Here is a 26778-nt window from a genome sequence, read left to right as displayed (position 1 = left end):
CACGGTGAGGCCGGTCTCCGGGTGGCTCAGCCGCCCACCACCGGCAGCTGGAGCACCCCGGTGTCCCCGGGCGCGCTGACCACCGTCACCGGCTTGATGCCCCGGTTGCCGAAGTAGGAGTCGTCACTCGCCGCGATCACGAAGCTCAGCCGGTGCCCCCGCTCGTAGCGGTGCACGATCCCGGGCAGCGTCACGGTGAAGGGCCGCGTCACGTCCGGCACCCGCACCGGGGCGACCAGGCGGTGCACCAGGGTCCTGGTGCCGTCGGGTGCGACGTCGTAGAGCTTGGCGAAGAGGACGAGCTTGTCGGCGGCGTTCCCGGACCCCTGGGTCCGCTCGGCCTTCGGGGAGAGCACCTTCAGCGTGGCGCGGGGCGCGCCGACGACATCGGTGGTCCGGGCGAGAGGCTCGCCGGTCCAGGCGAGATGGGTGCCCTTGGTGTCGTAGGGCGCCGGGTCCGGCAGCCCGAGGACCCCGGCCAGCGGGCTCTCCGAATGGCTCGTCGGGAGCGGCCAGTTGGTGTACGTACGGCTGCCGCGCGCCACCTTCGCCCGGTCGTCGACGAGTTTGCCGTCGCCGGAGAGGTACAGCTTGCGGCTGGGCGCGGGGAGGCGGTCGGCGGTGGCGTAGGTGCCGTTGGGGTCGGTGATCCAGTCGCGATAGTAGGCGAAGGCGGGGCCCGTGCCGACGCGCTGCCCGCCCAGGTAGCGGTCGAACCAGGCGAGGATCCGCCGGCCGACGTAGCTGGTCTCCAAGTTTCCCTGGACCAGGTTGAGTTCACCGGCGGCCGGATCGCTGATGCCGCCGCTGTGGCCCCAGGACTGCCAGATCATCTTGGTGGGGGTGCCCTGCGCCTTGAGCGCCTGGTACGTCGCCGTCGCCTCGTTGAGGTTGAAGAGGCTGTCGGCCTGGCCCTGGATCAGCAGGGTCGGCGCCTTCACCCGGCCGAGACAGGAGACCGGCGAGACGCCGCGGGCGTAGGAGAGCAGGTCGGCGGTGCGGTCCGCCGGGTAGCTGCCGGAGTTGAGGGTGCGGATGGTGTCGCAGGCCCGGGTGACGAAGTGCAGACAGGTCAGGGAGTTGATCCGGGACGGGTCGAGGTTCGCCTCCAGCAGGGGCTGGCCCTCCCCGATGAGGTAGAAGCCGTTCGTCCACTGCCATTTGAAGGCGCCCGGCACGCTGGAGGCGCCGACGGCGTTGTTGGGGTCGAGGGAATAGACGAGGTCGTTCCAGGTGATCATCGGGACGATCGCGTCGACGCGGTGATCCATGGCCGCCGTGGCCAGCTGGATCGCGCCGCCGTAGGAGCCGCCGATCATGCCGACACGCGGGTCGCCGGGGGCGTCGAGGGTGACGAAGTCGGCGGTGGTGCCGTCGTCGGCGGACCTCTTGCCGCCGAGGAAGTCGACGAGCCGCGAGGCCGCGGTGCCGTCGATCGCCGGGTCGTCGAGGGAGATCAGGCAGCCGGAGCGGCCGAAGCCGAGCCCGGAGTAGATGAGCGAGACATAGCCGCGCTGGGCGAAGGCCCGGCCGATGGCGTCGGTGGAGCCGTCGTTCTTGCTGCCGCCGAAGCCGTTGGTGGCGAGCACCGCGGGCGCGTGGTCCACTCCGGAGGGCCGGTACAGGTCGGCGTCGATCGTGCAGGTGCGGCCGCCCGCCTGGACGGTGAACTCCAGCGCGGTGACGGAGTACTGGGGGGTCGCGGTGGCGGGCCGGGTGAGTGTGGCGCCGAGCAGGAGAGCGAGGGGGACGCAGGATGCGAGCACACGACGGGACACGAGACCTCCACACTGAGGACAACCCGGCACACTGAGGACAACCCGACTTACCGACCGGTAAGTTCCGGCCGGTAGTCATGGTGTGACACGTGTCAGAGGAGGTCAATCGCCGTAACGGGTGTTTCTTGACCGAAGTTCAGCGCAGCGCCGGCTGATCCAGCGTCAGGGTGCCCGCGTCGGCGTCCAGTTCGGCCGCCGCCCCGAAGGGGATCGTCAGCGCGTCGGAGCAGTGCCCGAACCCGAACTCCTCCACGACGGGCACCCCGAGCCCGCCCAGCCGGTCCAGGAGCAGGGGGCGCAGCCGCTCGTAGGGGTCGCACTCCTCCCACGAGCCGAGCAGCAGTCCGCCGACGCCGTCGAGCCAGCCCGCGCGCAGGAGCTGGGTGAGGTACCGGTCGATGCGGTAGGTCTCCTCCCCCACGTCCTCCAGGCACAGCAGTCCGCCCCGCGCGGACGCACGCGCGTCCGGGGTGCCCAGCTCGGTGGCGAGCAGGCACAGACAGCCGCCGAGAGTGACCCCGCGTGCCCGGCCCGGTACGACGGTCCGGCCGCGGGAGGCGATCTCGCGGACCGTCTCCGGGGCGAACAGCGTGGCCCTGAGGTGCTCCTGGGCCGTCGCGCTCTTGATGAAGTCGATGCCCGCCGCCATCGGCCCGTACAGCGTGGCGAGGCCGAGCCGCTGGGCGAACGCCTCGTGCAGCACGGTGAGATCGCTGAAACCGACGAAAACCTTCGGCCCGGCCGCGCGCATCGCCGCCCAGTCGAGCAGGCCGATCAGCCGCTGCACGCCGTATCCGCCGCGCGCGCAGAGCACGGCGTCGACGGACGGATCGCACCAGGCGTTCTGGAGATCGGCGGCCCGGTCGGCGTCCGTCCCGGCGAGATAGCCGAACTCGGGGTGCCGGTCCAGCACATGGGGTGCCACCACCGGGTCCAGGCCCCAGCCGCGCAGCACGTCGAGCCCGGCCATGAGCCGTTCCTCGGGCACGGGCCCGCTGGTCGCGACGACGGCGACGCGGGCGCCGGGGGCGAGCCGCCGCGGACGGACGAGTTGCTTCACTTGACGAGCTCCAGGGTCGGGATGCCGGGCGGGTCGAGACCGAACACCTGAGCGTAGAGGGACAGCTCCGACTCCAGCACCCGCACCATGGTCTCCGCGCGCCGGAAGCCGTGCCCCTCCCCCTCGAAGGCGAGGTAGGCGTGCGGTACCCGCCGCCCCGCCATCCGGGCCAGGAACCGTTCGCACTGCGCGGGCGGGCAGATCACGTCGTCCAGGCCCTGGAGCAGCAGGAACGGCGCGGTGATCCGCTCGGCGTGCTCGCTCGGCGAGCGTTCGGCGTACCGTCCGGGCACCTCGGCGCGCGGCCCGACCAGGCTCTCCAGATACCGCGACTCGAAGTCGTGGGTCTCCCCGTCGGCCCAGGCGGCGAGGTCGAGGATGGGGTAGATGATCGTGCCGCAGGCGTAGACGTCGGTGGTGGTGAGGGAGGCCGCGGCGGTCCAGCCGCCCGCGCTGCCGCCCCGCACGGCGAGCCGCCGCCGGTCGGCGGTGCCCTCCTCGGCGAGGGCCAGCACGACGGCCGCGCAGTCCTCGACGTCGACCACACCCCACTGCTCGCGCAGCCGGTCGCGGTACTCCCGCCCGTACCCGGTGGAGCCGCCGTAATTGACCTCGGCGACACCGATGCCGCGCGAGGTGAAGTAGGCGATCTCCAGGTCCAGGACGAGGGGCGCCCGCCCGGTCGGCCCGCCGTGCGCCCAGACGACGTACGGCGCGGGCCGGTCACCGGGGGCGACGCAGCCTGGGTTGTGGGGCGGGTAGACGTGCGCGTGGATCTCGCGTCCGGCCGGTCCGGTGAAGGTGCGGATCTGCGGCTCGGGGTAGTAGGCGGGGTCCACGGGGTCGTCGTGCTCGGCTCCGACGACCCGGGCGCGGCCGGTGCGGGTGTTCAGCTCGACGACCTCGTAGGCGCTGCGCGGGCTGGCCCCGACGGCGACCACGCGCTCTCCGTGCACGGCGAGGGTGGGTGAGAACTCGGTCCACGGTCCGGCCGCGTCGACGACCTCGCCGGTCTCGGGGTCGAGTATCCCGAGCGCGGTGGCGCCCCGGCCGTGCACGACCGCGATCAGTCCGTCGTCCAGCGGGGCGAACCAGCGGTGGCCGAGCTTCCACAGCGGCCCGCCGAACTCCTCCTCGCGCGGGCACAGGGGAACGCCGTCGCGGTACAGGTTCCACCAGCCGGTGCGATCGCTCGTGTACAGCAGCGAGCCGTCGGCCGCCCAGTCGGCCTCGGCGATGGACTCCTCGGGTCCGCCCGCCACGGTCCGCGCCCCGGACAGCCCCTCACCCACCTCGGCGACGACCAGCTCGGTCCCGTCCCACGGCATCCGCGGATGGTCCCAGGCCAGCCAGGCCGCCCGCCGCCCGTCCGGCGAGAGCCGCGGCCCGGTGACGAACCGATGGGCCCCGTCGCTCAGTTCCCGTACGGCACCCCGGTCCTCGGCGGCCGATCCGTCCAGCGGTACGGCGGCCAGGACGCGCCGTACGTCGCCCGGCCCGTCCCCGGTGAACTCCTCCAGCACGCACCACACTTCACCGCGGTCGGGCAGGATCAGCGGTTCGGCCCAGCGCAGTCCGCCGCCCACCTCGGACACCGGGGTGAGCGGGCTGGGCTCGCCACCGAACTCGTAGCGGTGGAGCCGCTGGTCGGCGAAGTCGACGAACACCACGAGCGGTTCGCCGTCGACCAGGGCTCCGGCCCAGGGGTGGCCGCCGTACTCGATGACCCGGCTGCGCACGTTCCACGGGGCCGGCAGTACCGGCTCCTGGGTGCCGTCGGCGCGCCGGCGGACCAGGGCGCGGCGCCCGCCCTCGGTGGGTCGGGGCTCGGTCCACCACACCTCGTCCCCGACGAAGCCCAGGTACTCGGGGTGCCCGTCGTGCGCGGCGGCGAGGGCCGCGTCGATGGGCGAGGGCCAGGAACCGTACGGCAAGGTCTGCACGTTCTCCCCCAACTCCGCTACGCCGTCCGCAGGAAGCGGTCCAGGACCCGGACCCCGAAGTGCAGGGCCTCGACGGGGACGCGTTCGTCGACCCCGTGGAAGAGGGCCTGGTAGTCGAAGCCCTCCGGGAGCTTCAGCGGCGCGAACCCGTAGCCGGTGATGCCGAGCCGCGAGAACTGCTTGGCGTCGGTGCCGCCGGACATGCAGTACGGCACGACGTGCCCCCGCGGCGCGAACTCCTCGACGGCGGCCCTCATTTTCGCGAACGTCGGCGAGTCGACCGGCGCCTGGAGGGCGACCTCGCGGTGGTGGAACTCCCACTCCACGTCCGGCCCGGTGAGCCGGTCGAGGGTCGTACGGAACTCGTCCTCGCCGCCCGGCAGATAGCGTCCGTCGACATGGGCGACGGCCTCACCCGGGATGACGTTGACCTTGTAACCGGCGTCCAGCATGGTCGGGTTGGCGCTGTTGCGGACGGTGGCCTCGACCAGGGACGCGGCCGGGCCGAGCTTCTTCAGCAGCGCGTCCACATCGTCCAGGTCGGGTGCGATGCCGTACACCGCGGCGAGTTCGGTGAGGGCGGCGCGGACCGTCGGGGTCAGCCGCAGCGGCCACTCGTGCGCGCCGATCCGGGCGATGGCGGCGGAGAGCCGGGTGACCGCGTTCTCGCGGTTGACCTTGGAGCCGTGCCCGGCCCGCCCGCGCGCGGTGAGCTTCAGCCAGCCGGTGCCCCGCTCCCCGGCCGCGATGGGGTACAGCTCCCGCCCGCTGCCGTCGTGGAAGGTGAACGCCCCGGATTCGCTGACGCCCTCGGTGCAGCCCTCGAACAGCGCGGCATGCCGATCGGCGAGGAACCCGGAGCCGTCCTCGGCGCTGGCCTCCTCGTCGGCGGTGAACGCGATCACGACGTCCCGCCGGGGCCGTACGCCCTCGCGGGCCCAGGCGCGGACGACGGCAAGGATCATCGCGTCCATGTTCTTCATGTCGACGGCGCCGCGCCCCCACACGACCCCGTCGCGGATCTCCCCGGAGAAGGGGTGCACAGTCCAGTCCCGCGCCTCGGCGGGCACCACGTCCAGATGACCGTGCAGCAGCAGCGCGTCCGCCGAGGGATCGCTGCCCTCGATCCGCGCGACGACGTTCGTGCGGCCCTCGGTCCGCTCCAGCAGGGTCGGCTCGATCCCCGCCTCGGCCAGCCGGGCGGCGGCGTACTCGGCGGCGGGCCGCTCCCGGCAGTCGCCCCCGCCCCGGTTGGTGGTGTCGATACGGATCAGCTCGGACGTGAACGTCACGACCTCGTCCAGTGCCTGCCGGTCAGCCATACTGCTCCTCCACCGCCGCCGAGACGATCGTGGTGACCGCCTTGAAGGTCCGGATCCCCTCGTACATCGTCCCGCTGGTGTACGCCACCTTGCGCTCCCCGATCCGCTCCACCCCGGGCACGACGGTCGCGGCCATCGACAGGTGCTCGGCGTCGAACTCCACGGCGACGGTGAACGGGCCGCCCTGCACCGGCTCATGACGGACCGCCAGCGCGGCGGCCTCCTTGGCGGCGCCGCGGATGTCGGCGAAGGTCCGGTTCGGGGTGCGGCAGACGGCGGCGTAGCGTGAGACATGGTCCTTGACGGCGACCTTCGGCGCCTCGGGCGCGTAGCCGAGCGCGTCCTCGCAGGCCACGTCGTCGCCGGTGACCAGCACGACGGGCACCCCGTACTCCGCCACGACATGGGCGTTGAGCAGCCCTTCGCTGGCCCGTACGTCGTTCACCCACACCCCGGTGACGGAGTTGGCGAGGTAGGTGTGGGCGAGGACGCCCTCCATGCCGGCGCCCGCGTGGTAGCCGACGAAGGCGATGCCGTCGACGTCGCCGTGCTGCACGCCCTCCACCATGGACAGGGCCTTGTGCCGCCCGGTGAGCATCTCGGCCCGCTCGTCGAGGCGTTCGAGGAGGAGGTTGCGCATGGTCCAGTGCGCCTCGTTGATCAGGACCTCGTCGGCGCCACCGTCGTAGAACCCCAGAACGGCGGCGTTGACGTCCGAGGTGAACATCGAGCGGCAGCGCTCCCACTGCGGCGTGCCCGGCAGCACGTCGGCCGGCCAGGTCACCCCGGTGGCGCCCTCCATGTCGGCGCTGATGAGGATCTTCATGACCTGTCACGGTACGCGCCGGGGGCGGGCCCGGCCAGGAAGCGGCGTCAGGTCTTGTGCAGCCGGTCGACCAGGATGTCGATGACGAGGGGGGTGCGCGGGCCGTAGCCGAGCAGGACGCCGTCCTCCAGGTCGACGACGCGGCGGTTCATGCCCGCCGGGGTCTGGGCGATTCCAGGGATCTGGACCAGGCCGTCGATCCCGCCGACGGATTCGAGTCCCTTGGTCATCATGAGGATGACCTCGGGCTGGGCCCGGACCAGCGCCTCGCTGGTGATGGGCGTGAACGGCTTGTCGAACCCGGCCTCCTCGCCCGCGTCGACGGCGCCCGCGGCCTCGACGAGGGAGTCGGCGCCCGAGCCCTTGCCGCCGATGAGATAGACGGCCGCGCTGCCGCGCATGTAGAGGAAGGCGACCTTGGGCCTGCTGCCCTCGGGCACGGCGGCGCGGGCGGCGGCGAGTTCGTCGCTCATCCGCGCGTTCAGCGCCTTGCCCGCGGCAGGGACGCCGAGGGCCTCGGCTACGCGGGTCGTCCGGGTGGTGACATCGGCCAGTTCCGTCGCCGGGTCGAGGACGACGACCGGCACTCCGGCGTCCCGGATCTGCTCGATGGCCTCGCTGGGGCCGGTGTCGGTGTCGGCGAGCACCACGGTCGGCCGCAGCGACAGCACGCTCTCCGCGCTGACGTCGTGCGCCTTGGTGACCTGGGGAAGGTCCTCGGCCTCGGCGAAGGTGGCGGTGATGTCCCGGCCCACGACGCGGTCGCCGAGTCCCAGGGTGAACACGATCTCCGCGACCCCGCCGTTGAGCGGCAGGATGCGGGAGGCGTCCTCGACGGTCACCTTCCGTCCGTCGGAGGAGTCGACGGTGACGGGCAGTTCGGGGGTGGGCGGCTCGCCCTCCAGGGGGACGAGGGTGTTCTTCGCGAGCCGCTTCTCGGCGGCCGCGGCACGCTCGCTCGCGGAGGCGGGCGAGGCATCCGACCCGCTGGACGGCGAAGTGCCGCTTCCGCAGGCGCCGGTGAGCAGTGCCACGGCGAGCACCACGGGCAGGCCGAGCCGACGTGGTCTTCCGGTCAATTTCATTGCTGTCCCCTCCGGACCCTCGGTTCACCACAGTTGATCAATAGCTTAGGTTAGCCTTACCTTATTATCTCGTGGTGGGGGTGTGCTGTGACATCACCAAGTGGGCTGCGTGGCAAGAGAGTTGGCCGTGCGGCCGTACTGGCGGCCTCGGTCGCCGTCCTTCCGCTGGCCGTTCCGGCGTCCGCCGCGGGCGGCTCGGCGAGCGGGCCCGAGGGCCAGAGACTCACCGTGTCGAAGTCCTCCGGCCTCGACCCGGCGGGCGAGACGGTGACCGTCACCGGCTCCGGCTACAACACGGAGAAGGGCATCTACGTCGCCTTCTGCGTGGACAACGGCGCCGGAAAGACGCCGACGCCCTGTGTGGGCGGCGTCGACATGTCCGGGGAGTCCGGCGCGTCGGTGTGGGTCTCCTCCAGCCCGCCGTCCTACGGCGAGGGTCTGGCGAAGCCGTACGAAGGCAGCGGTCACAAGGGCTCGTTCAGCGTGCAGTTGAAGGTGCGGGCGAAGGATGCCAACACAGACTGCACCAAGTCGGAGGTGACCTGCGCCGTGATCACCCGCAACGACCACACGCGGGGCGGCGACCAGAGCCAGACGGTGCGGATTCCGGTGACCTTCGGTGGCACGGGTGGCGGCGAGAGCAGCAACACCGGCGCGGGCAGCGGCAGTACGCCGTCGAGCACCCCGGCGCCCACCACCGCCGATTCCGGCGACCCGGGCACCGATGAGCCGAAGGGCCCGCTGGCCAGCACCGGTTCCCTCGCGCTGCCCGTCGGACTGACCGCGGTGGCGCTGGTCGGGGCCGGTGCCTGGACCTGGCTCTGGGCGCGTCGGCGCCGGGCCGGCGTGCACTGACGTCCCCTGATTCCCGTAATCCCTAGGAGACTTGACGATGACGAAGAGACCCGGTGCCGCCGTGGTCGCGGGCGGCGCGCTGCTGGCCCTGCTGGGGCAGGGCACCGCGGCGGCACAGGACACGGAGGTGTCCGGCGGCTACGTCAGCTGGACGCTCGACACGGGTGAGCTGACCCTCGGAGGTTCGGCCCGCCCGGCCTGGCTGCCGGCCACCAGCGGCTCGGCCGACCCCGAAACCGGCGCCATGGACCTGAAGTTGGGCGGTACGGCCCAACTGGCGCCGGCCGCCGAGACTGCGCCCCCGCTGATCCTGGCGGACCTGCGCCTGCACTTGGACGGCGACTCGGGGGCGCTCCGCACCCGTACGGCCGTCGACGGCGAGGCGCGTGAACTCGCCCTGGCCGAGGTGGAACCCGGCGACACCGCGGTCCGCACCGGCGGGGTGACCTGGACCGGCCTGACCGCCTCGCTCACCGACGAGGGCGCGGCGCTGCTCTCGCGGTGGAGCGGGCAGGAGTTCACCCCGGGGTCCGCCCTTGGCCGATTCGACGTGACAGTGGGAACCGGCACAGTGGCCGCCGAGCCCCCGCAGGCAACGCCTCCGACCACACCTCCCGCGGTCGTCACACCCCCACAAGCCATCGTGAGCGCCCCCGAGTTGTCCGCGGGCTCCCAACAAACGGTCACCGGCGAGGGATTCGAGCCCGGTGAGGTGTTGCTCGTCGCGATCGACCAGGACACCCGGTACCAGGTGACGGCCGATGAACAGGGCCGCGTCTCCCGCGAGTTCCCGGTGTACGCCACCACCGCCGAGGGCGAGCACACGGTGGAGCTGTACGGCGTCTCCGGCGAGCGCCGCGCCGCCGCGGGCTTCGGTGTACGGACGGCCAAGTCCTGAAGCCGTTGACAACCAACATCAACTGATACTTAGGTTAGCCTTACCTAAGTAACTCCTCGCTCTCCAAGAAGGGTTCTCCGATGAGAGTCGTTCCTGCCGCCGCCCGCGCGGGCCTCGCCGTCGCCGCCTCCGCCGCCCTGACCCTGGGCCTGGCGACGTCGGCCTCCGCCGCCACCTCGACCCGCACGATCGTGGACGGCTCCACCACCTACAACCTCTCGGTGACCGCCCCGAACTCGGCGTCCGCGGCCGGCCAGGTCATCAACGTCACCGGCTCCGGCTTCAACCCGGGCCAGGGCATCTACGTCGGCCTGTGCGTCGTCGAGGGCGCCCCGGGCGCCGCCAAGCCCACCCCGTGTCTGGGCGGCCAGGACGAGAGCGGCTCCACCGGCGCCTCGCACTGGGTCAACAACGTCTTCGGCGGCATGTTCGCCAACAGCTCCAAGTTCGGCACCGGCGGCACCTTCAACGTGAACATCTTCGTCAAGGCGACCCTCGACGACGGCAGTGTCTGCGGCCAGGACGTCGACTGCGCGATCGTCACGCGCGCCGACCACTTCGACACCAATGACCGCAAGTACGACGTGCACGTCCCGATCACCTTCCAGTAGGCAACCCGGCAGGCCGGGCCCTCCCCACCCGAGGGCCCGGCCCCGGCCCGATCCCGGGGTGCCGGCGCACCCGACAAGTGAGGAACTCCGATGCATCTCAGACGCCCGGCGGCGTTCGTCGGCGCCGCCGCGCTGGTGGCCGCCTCAGCCGCCGCCGGATCCACCGCCCAGGCCGCCGACACCCCGAGGACGGCACTCGGCAAGGACGGCCAGAAACTCTCCGTCTCCGCCTCCGCCGGCCTGGACCCGGACGGGGAGACGCTGCGGGTCACCGGCTCCGGCTACGACGAGACCAAGGGCATCTACGTCGCCGTCTGCAAGGACAACGGCGACAACCGCATCCCCACCCCCTGTCTGGGCGGCGCCGACCAGAGCGGCGGCAGCGGGGCCTCCCGGTGGATCATCCCCCGGGACGCCTCGGACGAGGGAGCGGGCACCGTCGCCGAACGCTGGGGCGAGGGCGGCACCTTCGACGTCGAGCTGAACGTCAAGGCGAAGGACGGTGGCCTCGACTGCTTCGAGGTGGCCTGCTCGGTCGTCACCCGCGTCGACCACAACGCCGCCGGCGACCGCTCGCAGGACGTCCGGATCCCGATCGCCTTCGAGGGCCAGGACCCGGGTGACGGGGACGGCGGCGGGGACGGCGTGGACGTCCCGCCGGGCACCGTCAGCTATGCGAAGGCGGCCGAGTTCACCACCGCGGGCCGCCCCCTCGACCTGCTGCTGCACCCCGACTCCGGGAAGCTGTACGTCGGTTCGGACAACATCCCCGACACCGCGGACGTGGCCGAGCAGGGTCTGTACGCGCTGGACGCGGGGGACGGCGAGGTCCTCGGCCACATCGCCCAGGCGCCCGGACTCAACGGCACCCTGGCGCCTCGGGTGGTCCGTCGGATCATCGCCCCGCTGCCCGGCGACGGTGTGGTCTTCCACTACCCGCTGCGAGGCATCGGCACCGCCAAGGACGGCGACGCCACGGCCCAGGGCCTGTGGTTCAACGGGGCCTCCTTCACCGGCGTCGGCCAGGACTCCGACACCTCGACAGTGCTGATCGCGGCGGGCGGTGAGCTGCGCCGGACCGAGCCGGCGACCGGTGCCGTGAAAGCGACGATCGCCCTGGAGGGCGGCTCCGAACTCGGCGTGGACGCCGCTCGCGACGCGGCCTGGTCCGTCGGTACCGCCGAGGGCAAGCCGGTGCTGCGCCGCGTGGACACCGCCACCTTCCGGGTCACGGCCACGGCGGAACTCCCCGCCGATGTCCTGACGTTCGTCGAGCCGGACCCCGCGACCGGCAACGTCTGGGTGGGCAGCGGCAGTTCGGTGCTCGTCCTCGACAAGGACGGCAAGCCGCTGGCCACCCTCACGGGCCAGGACCGGGCCATGGCGGCGGCCTTCGACAAGGCCACCGGGCGCGCCTTCGTCCTGCGCGAGGACCTTTCCGACGGCGCCACGGACAACACCGGGTCCCTGGAGATCCTCGACAGCGCGAGCTTCCGGCCCGCGGCCGACGCGGTCGCGCTGCCTGGCAGCGTCCGCACCGGCACCTACGCGGGCATCGCGGTCGCGCCGGGCGCCACGTCCGTGTACGTCACCCAGTCGGCGGAGAGCAAGGTCGTCAAGTACGACCTGCGCATGTCGCCGAAGGTGACCCAGTCCCCCACCGACCAGTCCGTCACCACCGGCGACAAGGTCACCTTCGTCGCGGCGGCCGAGGGCACCCCGGAACCGGCCGTGCGCTGGCAGGTCAGCCCGGACGGCGGCCAGACCTGGTCGGCGGTCGAGGGCGCGGACGAGAACGCCTACACCTTCACCGCGCTGGAGACGCAGGACGGCTACCGGTACCGGGCCGAGTTCACCAACTCCGTCGGCACCACCCGCACTTCGCCGATCACCCTGACGGTCAAGGCGGCCGACGACGGGGGCGACAACGGCGGCGGTGACGGAGACGGAGACGGCGGCGAGTCGCCCGAGACACCCTCCGGCTCCAAGACCGTCACCGGGCCCGAGGGCCAGAAGCTCACCGTCACCCCGGTCAACCACCTGGCCACCGAGGACCAGACCCTCAAGGTCACCGGCTCCGGCTACGACGTCGACAAGGGCGTCTATGTCGCCCTGTGCGTCGACAACGGCGCCGGTGAGCTGCCGACGCCCTGCATCGGCGGGGTGGACATGAGCGGCGCGTCCCACTCCTCCGCATGGATCTCCTCCAACCCGCCGGACTACGGCCAGGACCTGGCGACGCCGTACAGCGATGGCGGCACCTTCGAGGTGGAGCTGACGGTGGACGCCAAGGACGACTTCACCGACTGCTTCAAGGCGAAGTGCGTCCTGGCGACCCGCGCCGACCACACCCTCTCCGGCGACCGCACCCAGGACGTCAAGGTGCCGGTGAGCTTCGTCGGACAGGACCCGGTGGACACCGACGACGGCGCCGGCAACAACGGCGGCACGGGCGGCACCGGAGGAGGCACCGGCGGCACCTCGTCCAGCGCGGGAGGCACCGGAGCCACCGGCACCAACACCTCCACCACAGGAGGCAGCCTGGCCTCCACCGGCGTCGCCGTCGGCACCGTGGCCGCGCTGGCGGCGGCGCTGACGGCGACCGGCTGGGTGGCGTACCGCCGCGGCCGTACCGTCGGTTAGGCGCGGCCGACGACGGCCCACTTCGACGGCAGTTCGATGCGGTCGCCGTCCGGGGTGTACTCCGTGGTGGCGAGGGGCATGTCGCCCGACGCCAGCACGGAGAGCCCGGCCGTGCGCAGATAGTCCAGGACCGCGTCGTCGGCGACCTCGCCGGGGGCGATGCCGTGCCGGAAGACGGGGGCGAGCTTGGGCGGCGGGCCCGAGGGGCTCTGGGCGAGTCCCATCAGGACCGGCTTGGCGGCTTCGGCGAGTTCGACCAGGAAGGCCCGGCCCTGGGTGCCGACGAGGGTGGCGATGCCGTCCACGAGCGCCTGCCGGTCGTCGGGCTCCGCCTGGTGCAGCACGCCCCGCATGTAGACATTGGTGTCGCCGAGCTCCGCGTGCAGCGTCTGCACCTCGTCCTTCTCGCCCGCGTCCAGGATCCGGTAGGTGGCGAGCCCGGCGGGGTCCGACTGCCGGGCGTGGTCGATCGCCGCGACGGACAGATCGGCCCCGACGACATGCGTGAAGCGGCCGGCGAGGAACCGGGTCTGGGTGCCGTTGCCGCAGCCCAGGTCCACCAGGGGCAGGGTCGGCGCGGTCAAGTACGGTTCGAACAGGGCCAGATGAAGACCGACGGTCAGCACCGGCTCCGCGTCCCAGAACACCGCCCCCTGCTCCTCCGGGGCCTCCCGCCAGAAGCTCTCCCAGGCCTCCCGGTACCGACTCGTCACGCTCATGCCCAACTCCCCAGGGTGCGACGCCAGACCGCCACGAAGTGACGGGCGAGTACGGTCTATCGCGCCCGGGGCACCGCTACAAGGACGTGGCGCATTCCTTCACGCCGCATTCGATCCGCGTACGCCCTGCTCCACCGCGGCCGGTCAGCGTCTTGGGAGCGTCAGTTCGAACCAGACGGTCTTGCCGGTACTCGTACGGCTGGCGCCCCACTCCCGTGCGAGGGTGCTCACCAGGCGCAGCCCACGGCCGAACTCATCGGCCGGACCGGCGTTCAGCAGCGTCGGCAGCTCGTGGTCGTCGTCGTCCACCTCGCACAGCAGGGTGTCGCCGCGGACCAGGCGCAGCTCGACCGGACGGCCCTGGGAGTGCCGCAGGGCGTTGGTGACCAGCTCGCCGGCCAGCAGTTCGGCGATGTCGGCGAGTCGGTCCAGACCCCAGTCGTGCAGTTGCTCGCGGACCACGGCGCGGGCCCGGCCGACCTGGACGGGATCGCGGGCGACCCGCCACTCGGTGACGTCCTCGGGCCCGATGCCGTTGAGCCGGGCCATCAGCAGCGCGACGTCGTCCTTGCGGCCGCCGCGGGTGTTGAGGGCGCGGATGATGGTGTCGCAGGCGTCGTCCATGGACGCGGCCGGGTGGGCGGCGGACTCGCACAGGGTCGCCAGGCCCACGCCGATGTCCTCGCCGCGCATCTCGACCAGGCCGTCGGTGCACATCACCAGCCGGTCGCCGGGCTCCACCCGTACCCGCATCGACTCGAACGGCACCCCGCCGACTCCTATGGGCGCGCCCGTCGGCAGGTCGAGCAGTTCGCTGCGCCCGTCCTCGGCACGCACCAGCACCGGCGGGATATGGCCCGCGTTGGCGAGGTGCAACTCGCTCGCGATCGGGTCGTAGACGGCGTAGAGACAGGTGGCGAGGTAGGTGTCGCCGAGGCGCTGGGCGAGGTCGTCGAGGTTGCGCAGGAGTTGCGCGGGCGGCAGGTCCAGGGCGGCCATGGTCTGTACGGCTGTTCGCAACTGGCCCATCATCGCGGCCGAGTTGAGGCCGTGGCCCATGACGTCGCCGACCACGAGGGCGGTGCGGGCGCCGGGGAGTTTCACCGAGTCGAACCAGTCGCCGCCGACCCGGCCGAGGAGGGTGCCGGGCAGATAGCGGGTGGCGATGTCGCAGCCCGCCATGCGCGGCGGGATGTGCGGCAGCATGCTGTCCTGGAGGGTCTCGGCGACGCTCTCCTGGAAGGTGTACATCCGGGCGTTGTCGAGCACGAGGCCCGCGCGGGCGGCGAGTTCGGCGCCGGTGACCCTGTCCATGTCGTTGAAGACGGGCCGCTCGGGGTGGCGCAGCAGGATCATGAAGCCGAGCACCACATGGCGGGCCTTGAGCGGTACGACCAGCATGGAGCGGTGGGTGATGAGCGGCCGGATGTCGCGCTTCTCGAACTGCGAGGCGATGGCGTGGCCCATCTCCTCGCTGATCCGCGGCACCAGCACCGGCTCGCCGGTGGTCATGCACTGGAAGAACGGGGTGTGCGCGGGGAACGGCATGGCCTCGCCGACCGGCACGACGTCGTCCCAGCGGCCGGGTTCGTCGGTGTGCTCAAGGGCGACCCGGTGCCACATGGTGGTGGTGTCCGGCACGCCGTCGGGGAACCCCTCGCCCGCGACGACCTGTTCGCGCAGATAGGTGCCCGCGACATCGGTGAAGCGGGGCACGACGGCCTTGCTGACCTCGACGATGGTCCGGGAGAGGTCGAGGGAGGTGCCGATGCGGCCGCTCACCTCGTTGAGGAACTCCAGGTGTTCGCGGACCGCCGCGTACTCCAGGTCCGCGCTCTCCTCGGGGCGCTCCTCGGGCGCGGGCAGTCCGAGCACGGCGGCGCGGGCGGCGCGCTCCCGGCGGGCCCTGCGCTCGGCGCGCCGCGGCACACCCCAGTCGGGGGTGACGGGCACCCGGTCGTTCTGGCTGAACTCCAGGACGGGATAGCCCAGTTCGAGGATCTGCGCCACGATGCGGGAGCTCTCGCCCACGCTCATGCTGGGCAGGATCTCGGGCAGCCGGCCCGCCAGCTCCTCGGCGCCGGGGAAGTCGGTGTGCAGGGCGAACCCGGGGGCGATCCGCTCACAGCCCATGCCGTCGGGTCCGGTGCCGTCCGGGTCCTGGCGCCGCAGTCCGTCGGCGTCGGCGGCGAGCACCAGCAGCCGCTCCCGCCCGGGGCCGACCAGGGGGTAGGCCCACCACAGGACGTCGGAGCGGTCGTCGCCGGGGACGGTGAGGCGGGCGCGGCCCGCGGCGGGGAAGTTGAGCCGTCCGTCGAGGGAGGACTCCAGGTCGGGTCCGAGGTCGTCGTAGGCCGTGTAGGCGCCGTAGGGGGTGACTTCGGCAGCCTCCGGCAGCGCTCCGGAGACCGGCAGCAGATCGGCGGCGGGCCGGCCGATCGCCTCCTCCCTGGCGGCGCCGAACAGTCGCCGGGCGCCGGTGCTCCAGTGCGAGACCAGGCCCTCGCGGTCCACCACCACGACGGCCAGCTGGACACGGCCGCTCGTGGCGCGTTCCGTCGCGCCGTTCCCAGCTCCGCGGCTGGGAGGTGCGTCCCTCTCGATGCCACGGTCCATGGCCAAGGCCTCTCTCCCCACGGCTTGGCAAGAGCTGCGCCGCCGACACCACCGTACGGCGACTGTCCCTGCTGATGTGCGGCAACGGGGGAATTGGTCGGTGCCCGCGCCCCGGCGCGCACACCCGCGCGCCGATCGTTCGGTTCAGTCCTCGTGGCCCAGCTGAAGATCCCGTTCCGTACGTCCACCACCGGCCACCTGGAGCACGGTGGCGACCGGCGGATAGCCCGCGGCGATCACCGTGTACTCGCCGGAGGAGAGGTCGACGAAGCGGAACCTCCCGTCCGGTCCGGTGGTGAGCGTGTCGACGACGTTCCCGGCCACGTCCAGCAGCGTCACCCGTGCGTCCTCGACGGACCGGCCGCCACTCGCCCGGACGGTGCCGCGCAGGAGGGCTCCCCCGGCGAGTTCGATGTCCTGCCGGGTCTCCCGGGCGGCCTGCACGGTGACCGGGAGGGCGGCCGGGCGGAAGGCGGGGGCGCTCGCGGCGAGGGTGTACTCCCCGGCCACCAGCTCGGTGATGACATAGCCGCCCTCGCGTCCGCTGCGGGTGGTGGCGACGACCTCGCCGTGCACGTCGGCGAGGGTGACGGTCGCCTCCCGTACGGGAGTTCCGTCGGCGGTGACCACCGCGCCCGCGAGCCGTCCGGCGCCGCCGAGGACCACGTCCAGCTCGACCGGCCGCTCGCCGACGGTCACCGAGACGGCCTGCGGCTGGTGTCCGCCCGCGGCCGCGATCAGGACGTACGCCCCGGAGCCGGGCGTGGCCAGCGCGTACCGTCCGTCCTCGCCGCTGGCGCCGCGACCGAGCTGCGCTCCGACGGCGTCGATGAGGGTGAGCGCGGCGCGCGGGACGACGGTTCCGTCGGGGTGCTGCACGGTGCCGCAGACGGGGATTCCGGCGGTGTGCGGCGAACGCGTCTGCGGGACGGGGGCGTTGACGGGCGCGGCGGTCCCGGTTTCGACGGCGGGGTGGGACACCAGCGGTTTCTCCTTGAGGAAGAAGGCGATGAGCAGGCCGAGGACGAGGACCGGCACGAGGTAGAGGAAGATCCTCGGCATGGCGTCGGCATAGGCCTGGATGTAGGCGTCGCGCAGGCCCGGGGGCAGCGCGTGGACGGCCTGCGGGGTGATGGACTCGGGGCCGGGCAGTCCGCCGCCCGCGGAGGCGGGCAGCCGGTCGGCGAGGGCGTCGGTGAGCCGGTCGGCGAAGAGGGTGCCGAAGATCGCGGCGCCGACGGATCCGCCGATCTGCCGGAAGTAGTTGTTGGCGCTGGTGGCGGTGCCGAGGTCGGCGGGGCGTACGGAGTTCTGCACGGCGAGGATCAGGACCGGCATCACCATGCCGATCCCGGCGCCGAGCACGGCCATCCAGAGGCTGTAGTGCAGCCGGGGCGTGTCGGTGTCCAGGCGGGACAGCAGCCACATGCCGACGACGGAGAGGCCGCTGCCGAGCACGGGGTAGACCTTGTACCGCCCGGTGTGGCTGATGAGCTGCCCGGCGACGACGGAGGCGCCGACGATACCGCCCATCATGGGCAGCATCAGCAGCCCGGACTCGGTGGCTGACGCCCCGTCGACCATCTGGAGGAAGGTCGGCAGATAGCTGGCGGCGCCGAACAGGGCGACGCCGATCACCAGGCCCACCAGGGACGTGACGTTGAAGACGGAGTCCTTGAACAGCCTCGGCGGGATGAGGGGTTCGGCGGCGGAGCGCTCGGCGACGAGGAAGAGCACGGTGGCCACCGCCGCGCCCGCGCCGAGCCCGAGGACGACCCGCGAGCCCCAGGCGTGCTCGGTCCCGCCCCAACTGGTCAGCAGGACCAGGCAGGTGGAGGCGGCGGCGAGCAGCAGCGCGCCGAGGATGTCGAGCCGGGGCCTGGCGGTCGGCTTCGGCAGCTTCAGCACCGCGGCGACGACGGCGAGCGTCACGAGCCCGAACGGGACGTTGAAGTAGAAGCACCAGCGCCAGGAGAGGTGGTCGGTGAAGTAGCCGCCGAGCAGCGGGCCCGCGACGGAGGCGAGGCCGAAGGCGGCACCGATCAGTCCCATGTACCGGCCGCGCTGCCGGGCCGGCACGATGTCGGCGATGATCGCCTGCACCCCGATCATGAGCCCGCCCGCGCCGACGCCCTGGACGGCACGGTAGGCGATGAGCTGGTCCATGGTCTCGGCGCGCCCGGCGAGCGCGGAGCCGGCGACGAACACCACGATCGCGAACTGGAAGACGCCCTTACGGCCGAGCAGGTCGCCCAGCTTGCCGTAGACCGGCAGGCCGATGGTGGAGGTGAGGAGGTAGGCGGTGATCGCCCAGGACATCCGGTCCAGGCCGTGCAGCTCACCGACGATCTTCGGCAGCGCGGTGGCGACGATCATCTGCTCCAGCGCGGCCAGCAGCAGCGCGAGCATCAGCCCGAAGAAGACCAACCGGACCCGGCGCGGGCTGAGTTCGGTATCGGCCGCCGGTGGCGTCGTGGGCGGTTCGGGGGGTGCCTCGACCGGTCGGTCCTGTACCGGAGTCGTCCCGCCCACGTACCGCTCCCCTCGTCGCACCTGCCACGCAATTCCCGCGTAATGCGACAACTACGAGCAAGCGCGACGAGTTACGCCGATCCGGCGCGGCACGGGGAGATCCACTCGATCCGGTGAGCGAGTTCAACACCCCCCGGACACCGGGGACTTACTTCTCGACCTCGGCGGCGAGCCGGTCCAGCAGGGCGCCGTAGATCCGGCCGAGCCCCTTGGGGGCGAAGGTCTTCTCGAAGAAGCCGCCGATACCGCCGGCCCCCTGCCAGGTGGTGGTGACCACGACGCGGGACCTGCCCTCGCCGGCCGGGGTGACCCGCCAGGTGGTGACCATGGAGGAGTTGCGGTCCTTCTCGACGAGCTCGCCGTCGGTGGGCTCGCTGACCTCCAGGAGGCAGTCGCGCACGCGCTTGCTGGTGGCCTGGAGCTTCCAGTGGACGAGGGTGCCCTCGCCGTCACCGCCCTCGCGCACCTCGTACTCGCTGAAGTGCTCGGTCAGCACCTTCTCGCGGGTGCCGCTGTAGTCGGCGAGCGCGTCGAACACCTTCTCCGCGTCCGCCGCGACGACCCGCTCCGTGACGGCTTCGACCTGCGCCATTGACTTCCTCCGTGAGGTGAATTGCGGGGACAGGCCCGCTCGGGGCCGGGGCAAGCCAACCACCCCGTGACCCGGCCGCCCAAATCGGGGTCGCACGATCAAGGGAACATGTGTTCTATTCTGTGGCCAGTGCTACCGAGGAGGGCTCATGCGCTGGGAGAACCTCGCCCTGGAGTCGGACCGCAGCGGCTCCGAACACAGCCGGGCCGACGCCGCGCTGTTCGGCGCCGACGCGGTCACGACCCGTACCTTCGACACCCCCGAGTTCCGTGGCATCACCTTCCACGAGATCCGGGCCCGCTCGATCATCAACCGGGTGCCGGGGGCCTCCCGCATGCCCTTCGAGTGGACGGTGAACCCCTACCGCGGCTGCTCGCACGCGTGTGTGTACTGCTTCGCGCGCAAGACCCACAGCTATCTGGACCTCGACACCGGGCTCGGCTTCGACTCCCAGATCGTGGTCAAGGTGAACGCCCCGGAGCTGCTGCGCCGCCAGCTCGGCTCGCGGCGCTGGCTCGGCGAGCACATCGCGATGGGCACGAACGTCGACTGCTACCAGCGGGCCGAGGGCCGCTACCGGCTGATGCCGGGCATCATCGGCGCCCTGCGCGACCACGCCAACCCCTTCTCGATCCTGACCAAGGGCACGCTCATCCTGCGCGACCTGGAGCTGCTGAAGCAGGCGGCCGCGGTGACGGACGTCGGCATCTCCGTCTCGGTCGGCTTCACCGACGCCGAGCTGTGGCGCACCGTGGAGCCGGGCACGCCCGCTCCGGAACGGCGCCTGGAGGTCGTGCGCACCCTCGGTGAGCACGGCATCGGGTGCGGGGTGCTGATGGCTCCGGTGATCCCGTTCCTGAGCGACAGCCCGGCCCAACTGCGAGCCACCGTAAGGGCGATAGCGGCGGCAGGCGCGACCTCGGTGACACCGCTGGTGCTGCATCTGCGGCCCGGCGCCCGGGAGTGGTTCATGGCCTGGCTGGAACGGCACCACCCGTATCTGGTGCGCCGCTACCAGCGCTTGTACGCGGACGGCGCCTACGCCCCGAAGTGGTACCAGCGCCGGATCACCCGTCAGGTGCACGAACTGGCCGAGGAGTACGGCATCGGCCCCACGCGCGCGGGCATGCCCCGCCGGATCCGTGAACCGGAGGCGGCCGAGCCGCGGCTGACCGAGTCTCAGATGTCCGAGCCGGTTCAACTCTCGCTGATCTGAGAGCATCCGAGATCTGAGAGCATCCGAGCGCATCGCGCGATCCGATTGGGTCAAGTATTGGCAGAACACGTTCTTCCGGGCGGGCTTTCCGGGACTATGCGGCGGGGACCGTGACCCTCGCGGTCCGCACACCCTCCGTCCTGGGAGGACTCGATGAGAAAACGCGCAGCCGTGCTGTGCGGTGCCGCCGTCGTCTTGGCCGGGTCGTTCACGGCCGTGCCCGCCGAGGCCTCCGCGCCCCACTCGGCGCCGAAGCTCAGCTGGAAGAACTGCGGCACGACCACGTATCCGACGCTCCAGTGCGCTTCCCTCAAGGTGCCGCTCGACCACGCGAATCCGCACGGGCGGAAGATCACGCTCGCGCTCTCCCGTGTGCCGCACACCGCGACGAAGTTCCAGGGCCCGCTGCTGGTCAACCCCGGCGGCCCCGGCGGCAGCGGTCTGACCCTGGCCGGATTCGTCGCCAACACGCTGCCCAAGGAGGTGGCGGCGCAGTACGACGTCATCGGCTTCGACCCGCGCGGGGTCGGCAAGAGCAAGCCCGCCCTGGACTGCAAGCCCGGGTACTTCAACCCGGTGCGCCCGGACTCGGTGCCGAGCACCCCGGCGATCGAGCGGGCCAACCTCCAGCGTGCGCGGTCCTTCGCGAGGGCGTGCCGCGACAAGCACGCCGATCTGCTGCCGTACATCAACACGATCAGCGCCGTGCAGGACATGGACGCGATCCGGCAGGCCGTGGGCAACAAGCGCATCAACTACTTCGGTTACTCGTACGGCACTTACCTCGGCGCGGTCTACGCCAAGCTCTTCCCGCAGCGGGTGCGCCGGCTGGTGCTGGACTCCGTGGTCGATCCCACGGGCGTCTGGTACGAGGACAACCTCGCTCAGGACTACGCCTTCAACGACCGTCACCTCGCCTTCATGGCGTGGGTCGCCAAGCACCACGCGACCTACAAGCTGGGCACCGACCCGGCCAGGATCGAGGAGAAGTGGTACGCGATGCGGGCCGCGCTGGCGAAGAAGCCGGCCGGCGGCAAGGTGGGCGCCGCCGAGCTGGAGGACACCTTCCTGCCGGGCGGCTACTACAACGGCTACTGGCCTTATCTGGCCGAGGCGTTCGCGGCGTACGTGGGCGACAAGAACACCGATCCGCTGGTGGAGGCGTACGAGGACTTCGCCGCCGTGGACGCGGCCGGGGACAACGGCTACAGCGTCTACACCTCCGTGCAGTGCCGGGACGCGGACTGGCCGCGTGACTGGGGGCAGTGGCGCCAGGACAACTGGGCGGTGTACCGGAAGGCGCCGTTCATGACCTGGTCCAACGCCTGGTACAACGCACCCTGCGCGTTCTGGCCCACCGACACCCTGGACCCGGTGAACGTCGCCAACCACGAACTGCCGCCGACGCTGCTCCTCCAGGCGACCGGGGACGCGGCCACGCCGTACCACGGCGCCGTGACGGTCCACCGGATGCTCAAGGGCTCCAGCCTGGTGGTGGAACAGGGCGGGCAGAACCACGGCATCTCGCTGAGCGGGAACGCCTGCCTGGACAAGCACCTCGCGCAGTACCTGACCGACGGCACGGTGCCGCGCAGCGGCGGTGAGGTCGACGCGGTGTGCGACGCCCTGCCCGACCCGAAGCCGCCGACCGCGACATCGTCCCCGTCGTCGCGCGGCGCGACCCTGCACGGCCTGCTGGGCTTCCGCGGCTGAGGCACCCTCGGGGGGCGGGCGATGTCAGTCCCATGGTCCACCATGGACGCATGACGGAACTGACCGGAACCCCCGCCCCCCGGGGCGACCTTGGAGGACATCGACACGTGAGCGGGATCCGCGTGCGGGACATGGTCTACGGCGACTGCGAGCGGGTCTCCGAGATACGGATCGGCGGGTGGCGTAGCGCCTACCGGGGACTGATGCCGCAGAGCCATCTCGACGCGCTCAGCGTCGCGGAGGACGCCGAGCGCCGCCGCGCCCGGTTCACCGACCTCGCCGACACCGTGGTGAACCTGATCGCCGAGCGGGACGGCAGCACGGCGGGGTGGGCCTGCCACGGCCCCTACCGCGAGGGCGAGGCCCGGACCGGGGACGCCGAGCTGTACGCGATCTATGTCGACCCCGGCCACTACGGCGACGGCATCGGCCACGCCCTCCTGGAGGAGTCCCTACGGCGCTGCTCGGCCGCCGGGCACGCGCGGATGTTCCTGTGGGTACTGAAGGAGAACACCGGTGCCCGCCGCTTCTACGAGCGGGCCGGTTTCCGTCCGGACGGCGCCGAGGAGCCCTTCGAGGTGGACGGCGTCCTCGTCCCCGAGGTGCGCTACACACGGCGGCTGGGCACCGCCTGACGCCATCTCACCGCTGCTTCGGAATCCGCGCCAGCGCGTGCACCGCCGCCTCCGCCAGCGTCGGATGAGCCAGGGCCTCGCTGAGTACGGTCCGGGCGCGGGCGTCGCCGAGGGTGCCGAGGCCCTCCACGCAGGCGAGCGCCACCCGGCGGTAGGGGTCGTGGGGGCGCAGCCGTCGCTCCAGGGTGGTGATCAGCGCGGGGACGGCCTCGGGCGCCCGCAGCTCCACCAGCAGGCGGACCGGGTGCAGGGCGTAGGCGACGCGGAGTTCGTTGGTGGCGAGGGCGGCCGCCGCCCGGGCGGTGCGCGGGTCGCCGAGCCGGGCCAGGGCGTGGGCCGCGGACGCGCAGCGCTGCGGGTCGCGGTGGTTCAGCAGCAGGACGAGGGACTCGAACGCACGCCGATCGCCGGCGAGTCCGAGCCGGAACGCGGCCAGCTCCCGGGCCCACAGCGACTGCCCCGGCGCGATCAGCGCTTCGGCCAGCTCGTCGAGATCCCCGGCCACCAGCAGCCGCTCGAAGCCCGCGCCCCCGCCCGACTCCCGCCGTAAACGCTCCGTGAGTGATCGCAACTCTTCGTCCATGACATCGACCCTATGGGGGGCCGGGCCGGCACGGGACCTACATCACAAAGCCGGTGAAGGACGAGGACTGGCGCGCTCGTTACCCGCCGGTTAAGCTCAGACGAGCGAGATACCCCCTCGCGATGGACCCGCGGTGGCCTGGTGACGCAGCCGCCGAGGGGAGAAGTCGGTTCGGTGCCTCAGGTACCGCAGTACGACTCGGCCACGGGACAGGGCCGGTCGGCCATCACCGTTCACCGGACGTGTGCACGTCCGCGTCGACGGCACCGGGCGTGTGCGCTTGCAGCCCGGACCACACCCGCATCCCGCATTCCTATCCGCACCCGGTGCGCCCCTTCGGCGCACCCGGGCGCGTTCCCAGTCGTCACCCTCATTCCTGGAGTCCCGCGATGGCCACTCCCCTGTCCGACACCCCTCAGTCCTCGATCCGGACCGTCGCCGTCGTCGGCCTCGGCACCATGGGCACCGGCATCGCCGAGGTGCTCGCCAAGGCCGGCCGCGAGGTCATCGGCATCGACATCTGCGAGGCCGCGGCCGCCCAGTCGCTCGCCGCCCTGAAGGCCTCGACCGCCCGCGCCGTGGAGCGCGGCAAGCTCACCGAGCAGGACCGCACCGCCGCCCTCGCCCGGATCCGCACCGCCACCGACCTGGCCGCCGCGGCCGAGGCCGACCTGGTCATCGAGGTGGCGCCGGAGTCGTACGAGATCAAGCAGCAGATCTTCCGGGCGCTGGACGGCATCGTGCGGCCCGAGACGATCCTGGCGACGGGCACCAACGCGCTCTCCGTCACTCGGCTCGCCGCCGACTCGGCGCGCCCCGAGCGGGTGCTGGGCCTGCACTTCTTCAACCCGGCCCCGGCGATGCGCCTGGTCGAGGTGGTCTCCTCGGTGCTGACCGCGCCCGCGGCCGTCACGGCGGTCACCGACCTCGCCCTCGACCTCGGCAAGGAGCCCGTCGCGGTGGGCGACCGGCCCGGCTTCGTCGCCGACGGACTGCTCTTCGGCTACCTCAACCAGGCCGCCGCGATGTACGAGGCCAAGTACGCCTCCCGCGAGGACATCGACGCCGCGATGAGGCTCGGCTGCGGACTGCCCATGGGCCCGCTCGCCCTGCTCGACCTCATCGGCATCGACACCGCGCGCACCGTCCTGGACGCCATGTACGCCGAGTCCCACGACCGGCTGCACGCCCCGGCGCCGATCCTCAAGCAGCTCAGCGAGGCGGGCCTGACGGGCCGTAAGTCGGGCCGCGGCTTCTACAGCTATGAGGCCCCGGGCAGCTCGGTCGTCGTGCGGGACGCGCTGACGCCGCTGGAGGGCGAGAGCCTGTCCGAGGGCCGCGAGGTCCGCTCGGTCGGTGTCGCGGGCTCCGGCACCATGGCCTCCGGAATCGCCGAGGTCTTCGCCAAGGCCGGTTACGAGGTCGTCCTCGCCGCCCGCAGCGCGGAGAAGGCCGAGGCCGCGCGGGCCCGGATCGGCAAGTCGCTGGCCCGCTCCGTCGACAAGGGCCGGATGACCGCCGAGGCCGCCGCCCGCACCTTGGACCTGATCACCCCGGCGGGCTCCTACGACGCCTTCGCCGAGGTCGACCTGGCCGTCGAGGCCGTCGCCGAGGACCTGGAGATCAAGCAGCAGCTGTTCGCGACGCTGGACAAGGTCTGCAAGCCCGGCGCGGTGCTCGCCACCACGACCTCCTCGCTGCCGGTCGTCGCCTGCGCCCGGGCCACCTCGCGTCCGCAGGACGTGATCGGTATGCACTTCTTCAACCCGGCGCCGGCCATGAAGCTGGTCGAGGTCGTCCGCACGGTCCTGACGGCCGACGACGTCCACGCCACGGTCCGTGAGGTCTGCGGCCGGATCAAGAAGCACGCCGTGGACTGCGGCGACCGAGCCGGATTCATCGTGAACGCCCTGCTGTTCCCGTACCTGAACAACGCGATCAAGATGGTGCAGGAGCACTACGCCACCCTCGACGACATCGACGCGGCGATGAAGCTCGGCGGCGGCTACCCGATGGGCCCGTTCGAGCTGCTGGACGTGGTCGGGCTCGATGTCTCGCTGGCCATCGAGAAGGTCCTGCACCGCGAGTTCCGCGACCCGGGGCTGGCCCCGGCGCCGCTGCTGGAGCACCTGGTGGCCGCGGGCTGCCTCGGCCGCAAGACCGGCCGGGGTTTCCGCGAATATGCCCGCCGGTGACCGTCCCGGCGACTGGTTCCGCGTAGGCGAGGACTGGGGCGGACTGCTCGACCCCGCGGCCGTTCCCCCGCCCGTCCAGGGCGGGGGAACCCCGGGACCTGCGCACCATCCTGCGCAGATGCAGTACGTTCGGGTCATGTCCCAGCCCGCCAAGTCCTCACGTACACCAGCCACGCCCGACGCGCCGGAGAGTGCCGCAGGCAGTCGTGCGGCCGCCCAGCGGCTCAAGATGCGCCGAGAGCTGGCGGCCGCGGCGATGGACCTGTTCGCCACGAAGGGGTACGAGGCGACCACCGTCGACGAGATCGCGGCGCAGGCCGGGGTCGCCCGCCGCACCTTCTTCCGCCACTTCCGCTCCAAGGAAGAGGCGATCTTCCCCGATCACGACGACACCCTGATCCGGGCCGAGGCGGTGCTCAACGCCGCCCCCGCGCACGAGCATCCGCTCGACACGGTGTGCCGCGGCATCAAGGAAGTCATGCGGATGTACGCGGCCCGCCCGGAGATCTCGGTCGCCCGCTACAAGCTCACGCGCGAGGTGCCCACCCTGCGCGAGGCCGAGATCGCCTCGGTCGCCCGCTACGAACGCCTCTTCACCCGTTATCTCCTCGGCCACTTCGACGAGCACGCGCACGACGACGACGCCAACGACGACCCGCTGCTGGCGGAGGTCGCCGCCTCCGCCGTGGTCACCGCCCACAACCATGTACTGCGCCGCTGGCTGCGGGCGGGCGGCCAGGGCGATGTGGAGACCCAGCTGGACCACGCCTTCGCGATCGTCCGCAAGACCTTCGGCACCGGTATCGGCGCCGGCCGTACGCCCCAGCCCCAGCCGGCCGCGGCGACGGTCTCCACCCAGGGCGAGGTGCTGGTGACGGTCGCCCGGACGGACGCACCCCTGGATCAGGTGATGCGGACCATCGAGGAGGCGCTCAAGGAGCGCTGAAGCCCCCCGC

At 72.0% G+C, this 26778-nt stretch carries 20 protein-coding genes; 9 read left to right on the top strand and 11 right to left on the bottom strand.

Annotated features, from left to right (window positions below):
* Nucleotides 1–26 precede the first annotated feature (26 nt).
* The 6 genes from STRCI_RS33105 to STRCI_RS33080 form a co-directional block, all read right to left on the bottom strand.
* Entirely contained in the window at nucleotides 27–1778 is a 1752-nt protein-coding gene (locus STRCI_RS33105; RefSeq protein ID WP_269662635.1) for a CocE/NonD family hydrolase, read from the bottom strand.
* 136 nt (nucleotides 1779–1914) lie between these two features.
* Nucleotides 1915–2838: a S66 peptidase family protein gene (locus tag STRCI_RS33100; protein ID WP_269662634.1), complete on the bottom strand. Its 924-nt coding sequence runs from the start codon at nucleotides 2836–2838 to the stop codon at nucleotides 1915–1917.
* Nucleotides 2835–4781 carry a S9 family peptidase gene (locus STRCI_RS33095; protein ID WP_269662633.1) on the bottom strand — a complete coding sequence of 649 codons (1947 nt, stop codon included), beginning with the start codon at nucleotides 4779–4781 and terminating at the stop codon, nucleotides 2835–2837. Before STRCI_RS33095 ends, STRCI_RS33100 begins: the two co-directional genes overlap by 4 nt.
* A 17-nt stretch (nucleotides 4782–4798) precedes the next feature.
* The gene (locus STRCI_RS33090; protein ID WP_269662632.1) at nucleotides 4799–6103 is read right to left on the bottom strand and encodes a M20/M25/M40 family metallo-hydrolase; all 1305 of its coding nucleotides are present in this window, start codon (nucleotides 6101–6103) and stop codon (nucleotides 4799–4801) included.
* Nucleotides 6096–6929, bottom strand: a complete 834-nt coding sequence (locus tag STRCI_RS33085) for a M55 family metallopeptidase (protein WP_269662631.1) — start codon at nucleotides 6927–6929, stop codon at nucleotides 6096–6098. The genes STRCI_RS33090 and STRCI_RS33085 overlap by 8 nt, the downstream gene beginning before the upstream one ends.
* A gap of 47 nt (nucleotides 6930–6976) precedes the next feature.
* On the bottom strand, nucleotides 6977–8014 hold the full coding sequence (locus STRCI_RS33080; RefSeq protein ID WP_269662630.1) for a heme/hemin ABC transporter substrate-binding protein: 1038 nt from the start codon (nucleotides 8012–8014) through the stop codon (nucleotides 6977–6979).
* 87 nt (nucleotides 8015–8101) lie between these two features.
* Between STRCI_RS33080 and STRCI_RS33075 the strand changes: the two genes are divergently transcribed.
* From STRCI_RS33075 to STRCI_RS33060, 4 genes are all read left to right on the top strand, one after another.
* On the top strand, nucleotides 8102–8869 hold the full coding sequence (locus tag STRCI_RS33075) for a hypothetical protein (protein WP_269662629.1): 768 nt from the start codon (nucleotides 8102–8104) through the stop codon (nucleotides 8867–8869).
* Nucleotides 8870–8906: 37 nt separating this feature from the next.
* Entirely contained in the window at nucleotides 8907–9767 is an 861-nt protein-coding gene (locus STRCI_RS33070) for an HtaA domain-containing protein (RefSeq protein WP_269662628.1), read from the top strand.
* 80 nt (nucleotides 9768–9847) lie between these two features.
* Entirely contained in the window at nucleotides 9848–10378 is a 531-nt protein-coding gene (locus STRCI_RS33065) for a hypothetical protein (protein WP_269662627.1), read from the top strand.
* A 90-nt stretch (nucleotides 10379–10468) separates the two neighbouring features.
* On the top strand, nucleotides 10469–13021 hold the full coding sequence (locus STRCI_RS33060; protein WP_269662626.1) for an immunoglobulin domain-containing protein: 2553 nt from the start codon (nucleotides 10469–10471) through the stop codon (nucleotides 13019–13021).
* Here STRCI_RS33060 and STRCI_RS33055 read toward each other — a convergent pair.
* From STRCI_RS33055 to STRCI_RS33040, 4 genes are all read right to left on the bottom strand, one after another.
* Entirely contained in the window at nucleotides 13018–13740 is a 723-nt protein-coding gene (locus tag STRCI_RS33055; protein ID WP_269662625.1) for a class I SAM-dependent methyltransferase, read from the bottom strand. The two genes, STRCI_RS33060 and STRCI_RS33055, sit on opposite strands and share 4 nt — an antisense overlap.
* 144 nt (nucleotides 13741–13884) lie before the next feature.
* The gene (locus tag STRCI_RS33050) at nucleotides 13885–16356 is read right to left on the bottom strand and encodes an ATP-binding SpoIIE family protein phosphatase (protein WP_269664715.1); all 2472 of its coding nucleotides are present in this window, start codon (nucleotides 16354–16356) and stop codon (nucleotides 13885–13887) included.
* A 144-nt stretch (nucleotides 16357–16500) separates the two neighbouring features.
* Nucleotides 16501–18888 carry an MFS transporter gene (locus STRCI_RS33045; RefSeq protein ID WP_269662624.1) on the bottom strand — a complete coding sequence of 796 codons (2388 nt, stop codon included), beginning with the start codon at nucleotides 18886–18888 and terminating at the stop codon, nucleotides 16501–16503.
* Nucleotides 18889–19036: 148 nt separating this feature from the next.
* Complete coding sequence (locus STRCI_RS33040; protein ID WP_269662623.1) at nucleotides 19037–19480, bottom strand: SRPBCC family protein; 444 nt, start codon at nucleotides 19478–19480, stop codon at nucleotides 19037–19039.
* Between the two features lie 148 nt (nucleotides 19481–19628).
* Between STRCI_RS33040 and STRCI_RS33035 the strand changes: the two genes are divergently transcribed.
* The 3 genes from STRCI_RS33035 (at nucleotide 19629) to STRCI_RS33025 (ending at nucleotide 23044) form a co-directional block, all read left to right on the top strand.
* Complete coding sequence (locus tag STRCI_RS33035) at nucleotides 19629–20696, top strand: Rv2578c family radical SAM protein (protein ID WP_269662622.1); 1068 nt, start codon at nucleotides 19629–19631, stop codon at nucleotides 20694–20696.
* A 153-nt stretch (nucleotides 20697–20849) separates the two neighbouring features.
* Complete coding sequence (locus tag STRCI_RS33030) at nucleotides 20850–22409, top strand: alpha/beta hydrolase (protein WP_269662621.1); 1560 nt, start codon at nucleotides 20850–20852, stop codon at nucleotides 22407–22409.
* 131 nt (nucleotides 22410–22540) lie between these two features.
* A complete protein-coding gene (locus STRCI_RS33025; protein WP_269664714.1) occupies nucleotides 22541–23044 on the top strand; it encodes a GNAT family N-acetyltransferase in 504 nt (167 codons plus the stop codon).
* A 7-nt stretch (nucleotides 23045–23051) separates the two neighbouring features.
* Here the strand turns inward: STRCI_RS33025 and STRCI_RS33020 are convergent, their stop codons facing one another.
* Entirely contained in the window at nucleotides 23052–23627 is a 576-nt protein-coding gene (locus STRCI_RS33020; protein ID WP_269662620.1) for an adenylosuccinate lyase, read from the bottom strand.
* 389 nt (nucleotides 23628–24016) lie between these two features.
* On the opposite strand from STRCI_RS33020, the gene STRCI_RS33015 reads away from it, so the two are divergent.
* Nucleotides 24017–25822 (top strand): 3-hydroxyacyl-CoA dehydrogenase family protein, encoded by a 1806-nt coding sequence (locus STRCI_RS33015; protein ID WP_269662619.1) that lies wholly within the window; start codon nucleotides 24017–24019, stop codon nucleotides 25820–25822.
* A 136-nt stretch (nucleotides 25823–25958) separates the two neighbouring features.
* On the top strand, nucleotides 25959–26768 hold the full coding sequence (locus STRCI_RS33010) for a TetR family transcriptional regulator (protein WP_269662618.1): 810 nt from the start codon (nucleotides 25959–25961) through the stop codon (nucleotides 26766–26768).
* The last annotated feature ends 10 nt before the right edge of the window (nucleotides 26769–26778 follow it).

It is taken from the genome of Streptomyces cinnabarinus (genome assembly GCF_027270315.1).
Lineage (GTDB): Bacteria > Actinomycetota > Actinomycetes > Streptomycetales > Streptomycetaceae > Streptomyces > Streptomyces cinnabarinus.
This window is presented reverse-complemented; position numbering and strand designations above follow the sequence as displayed.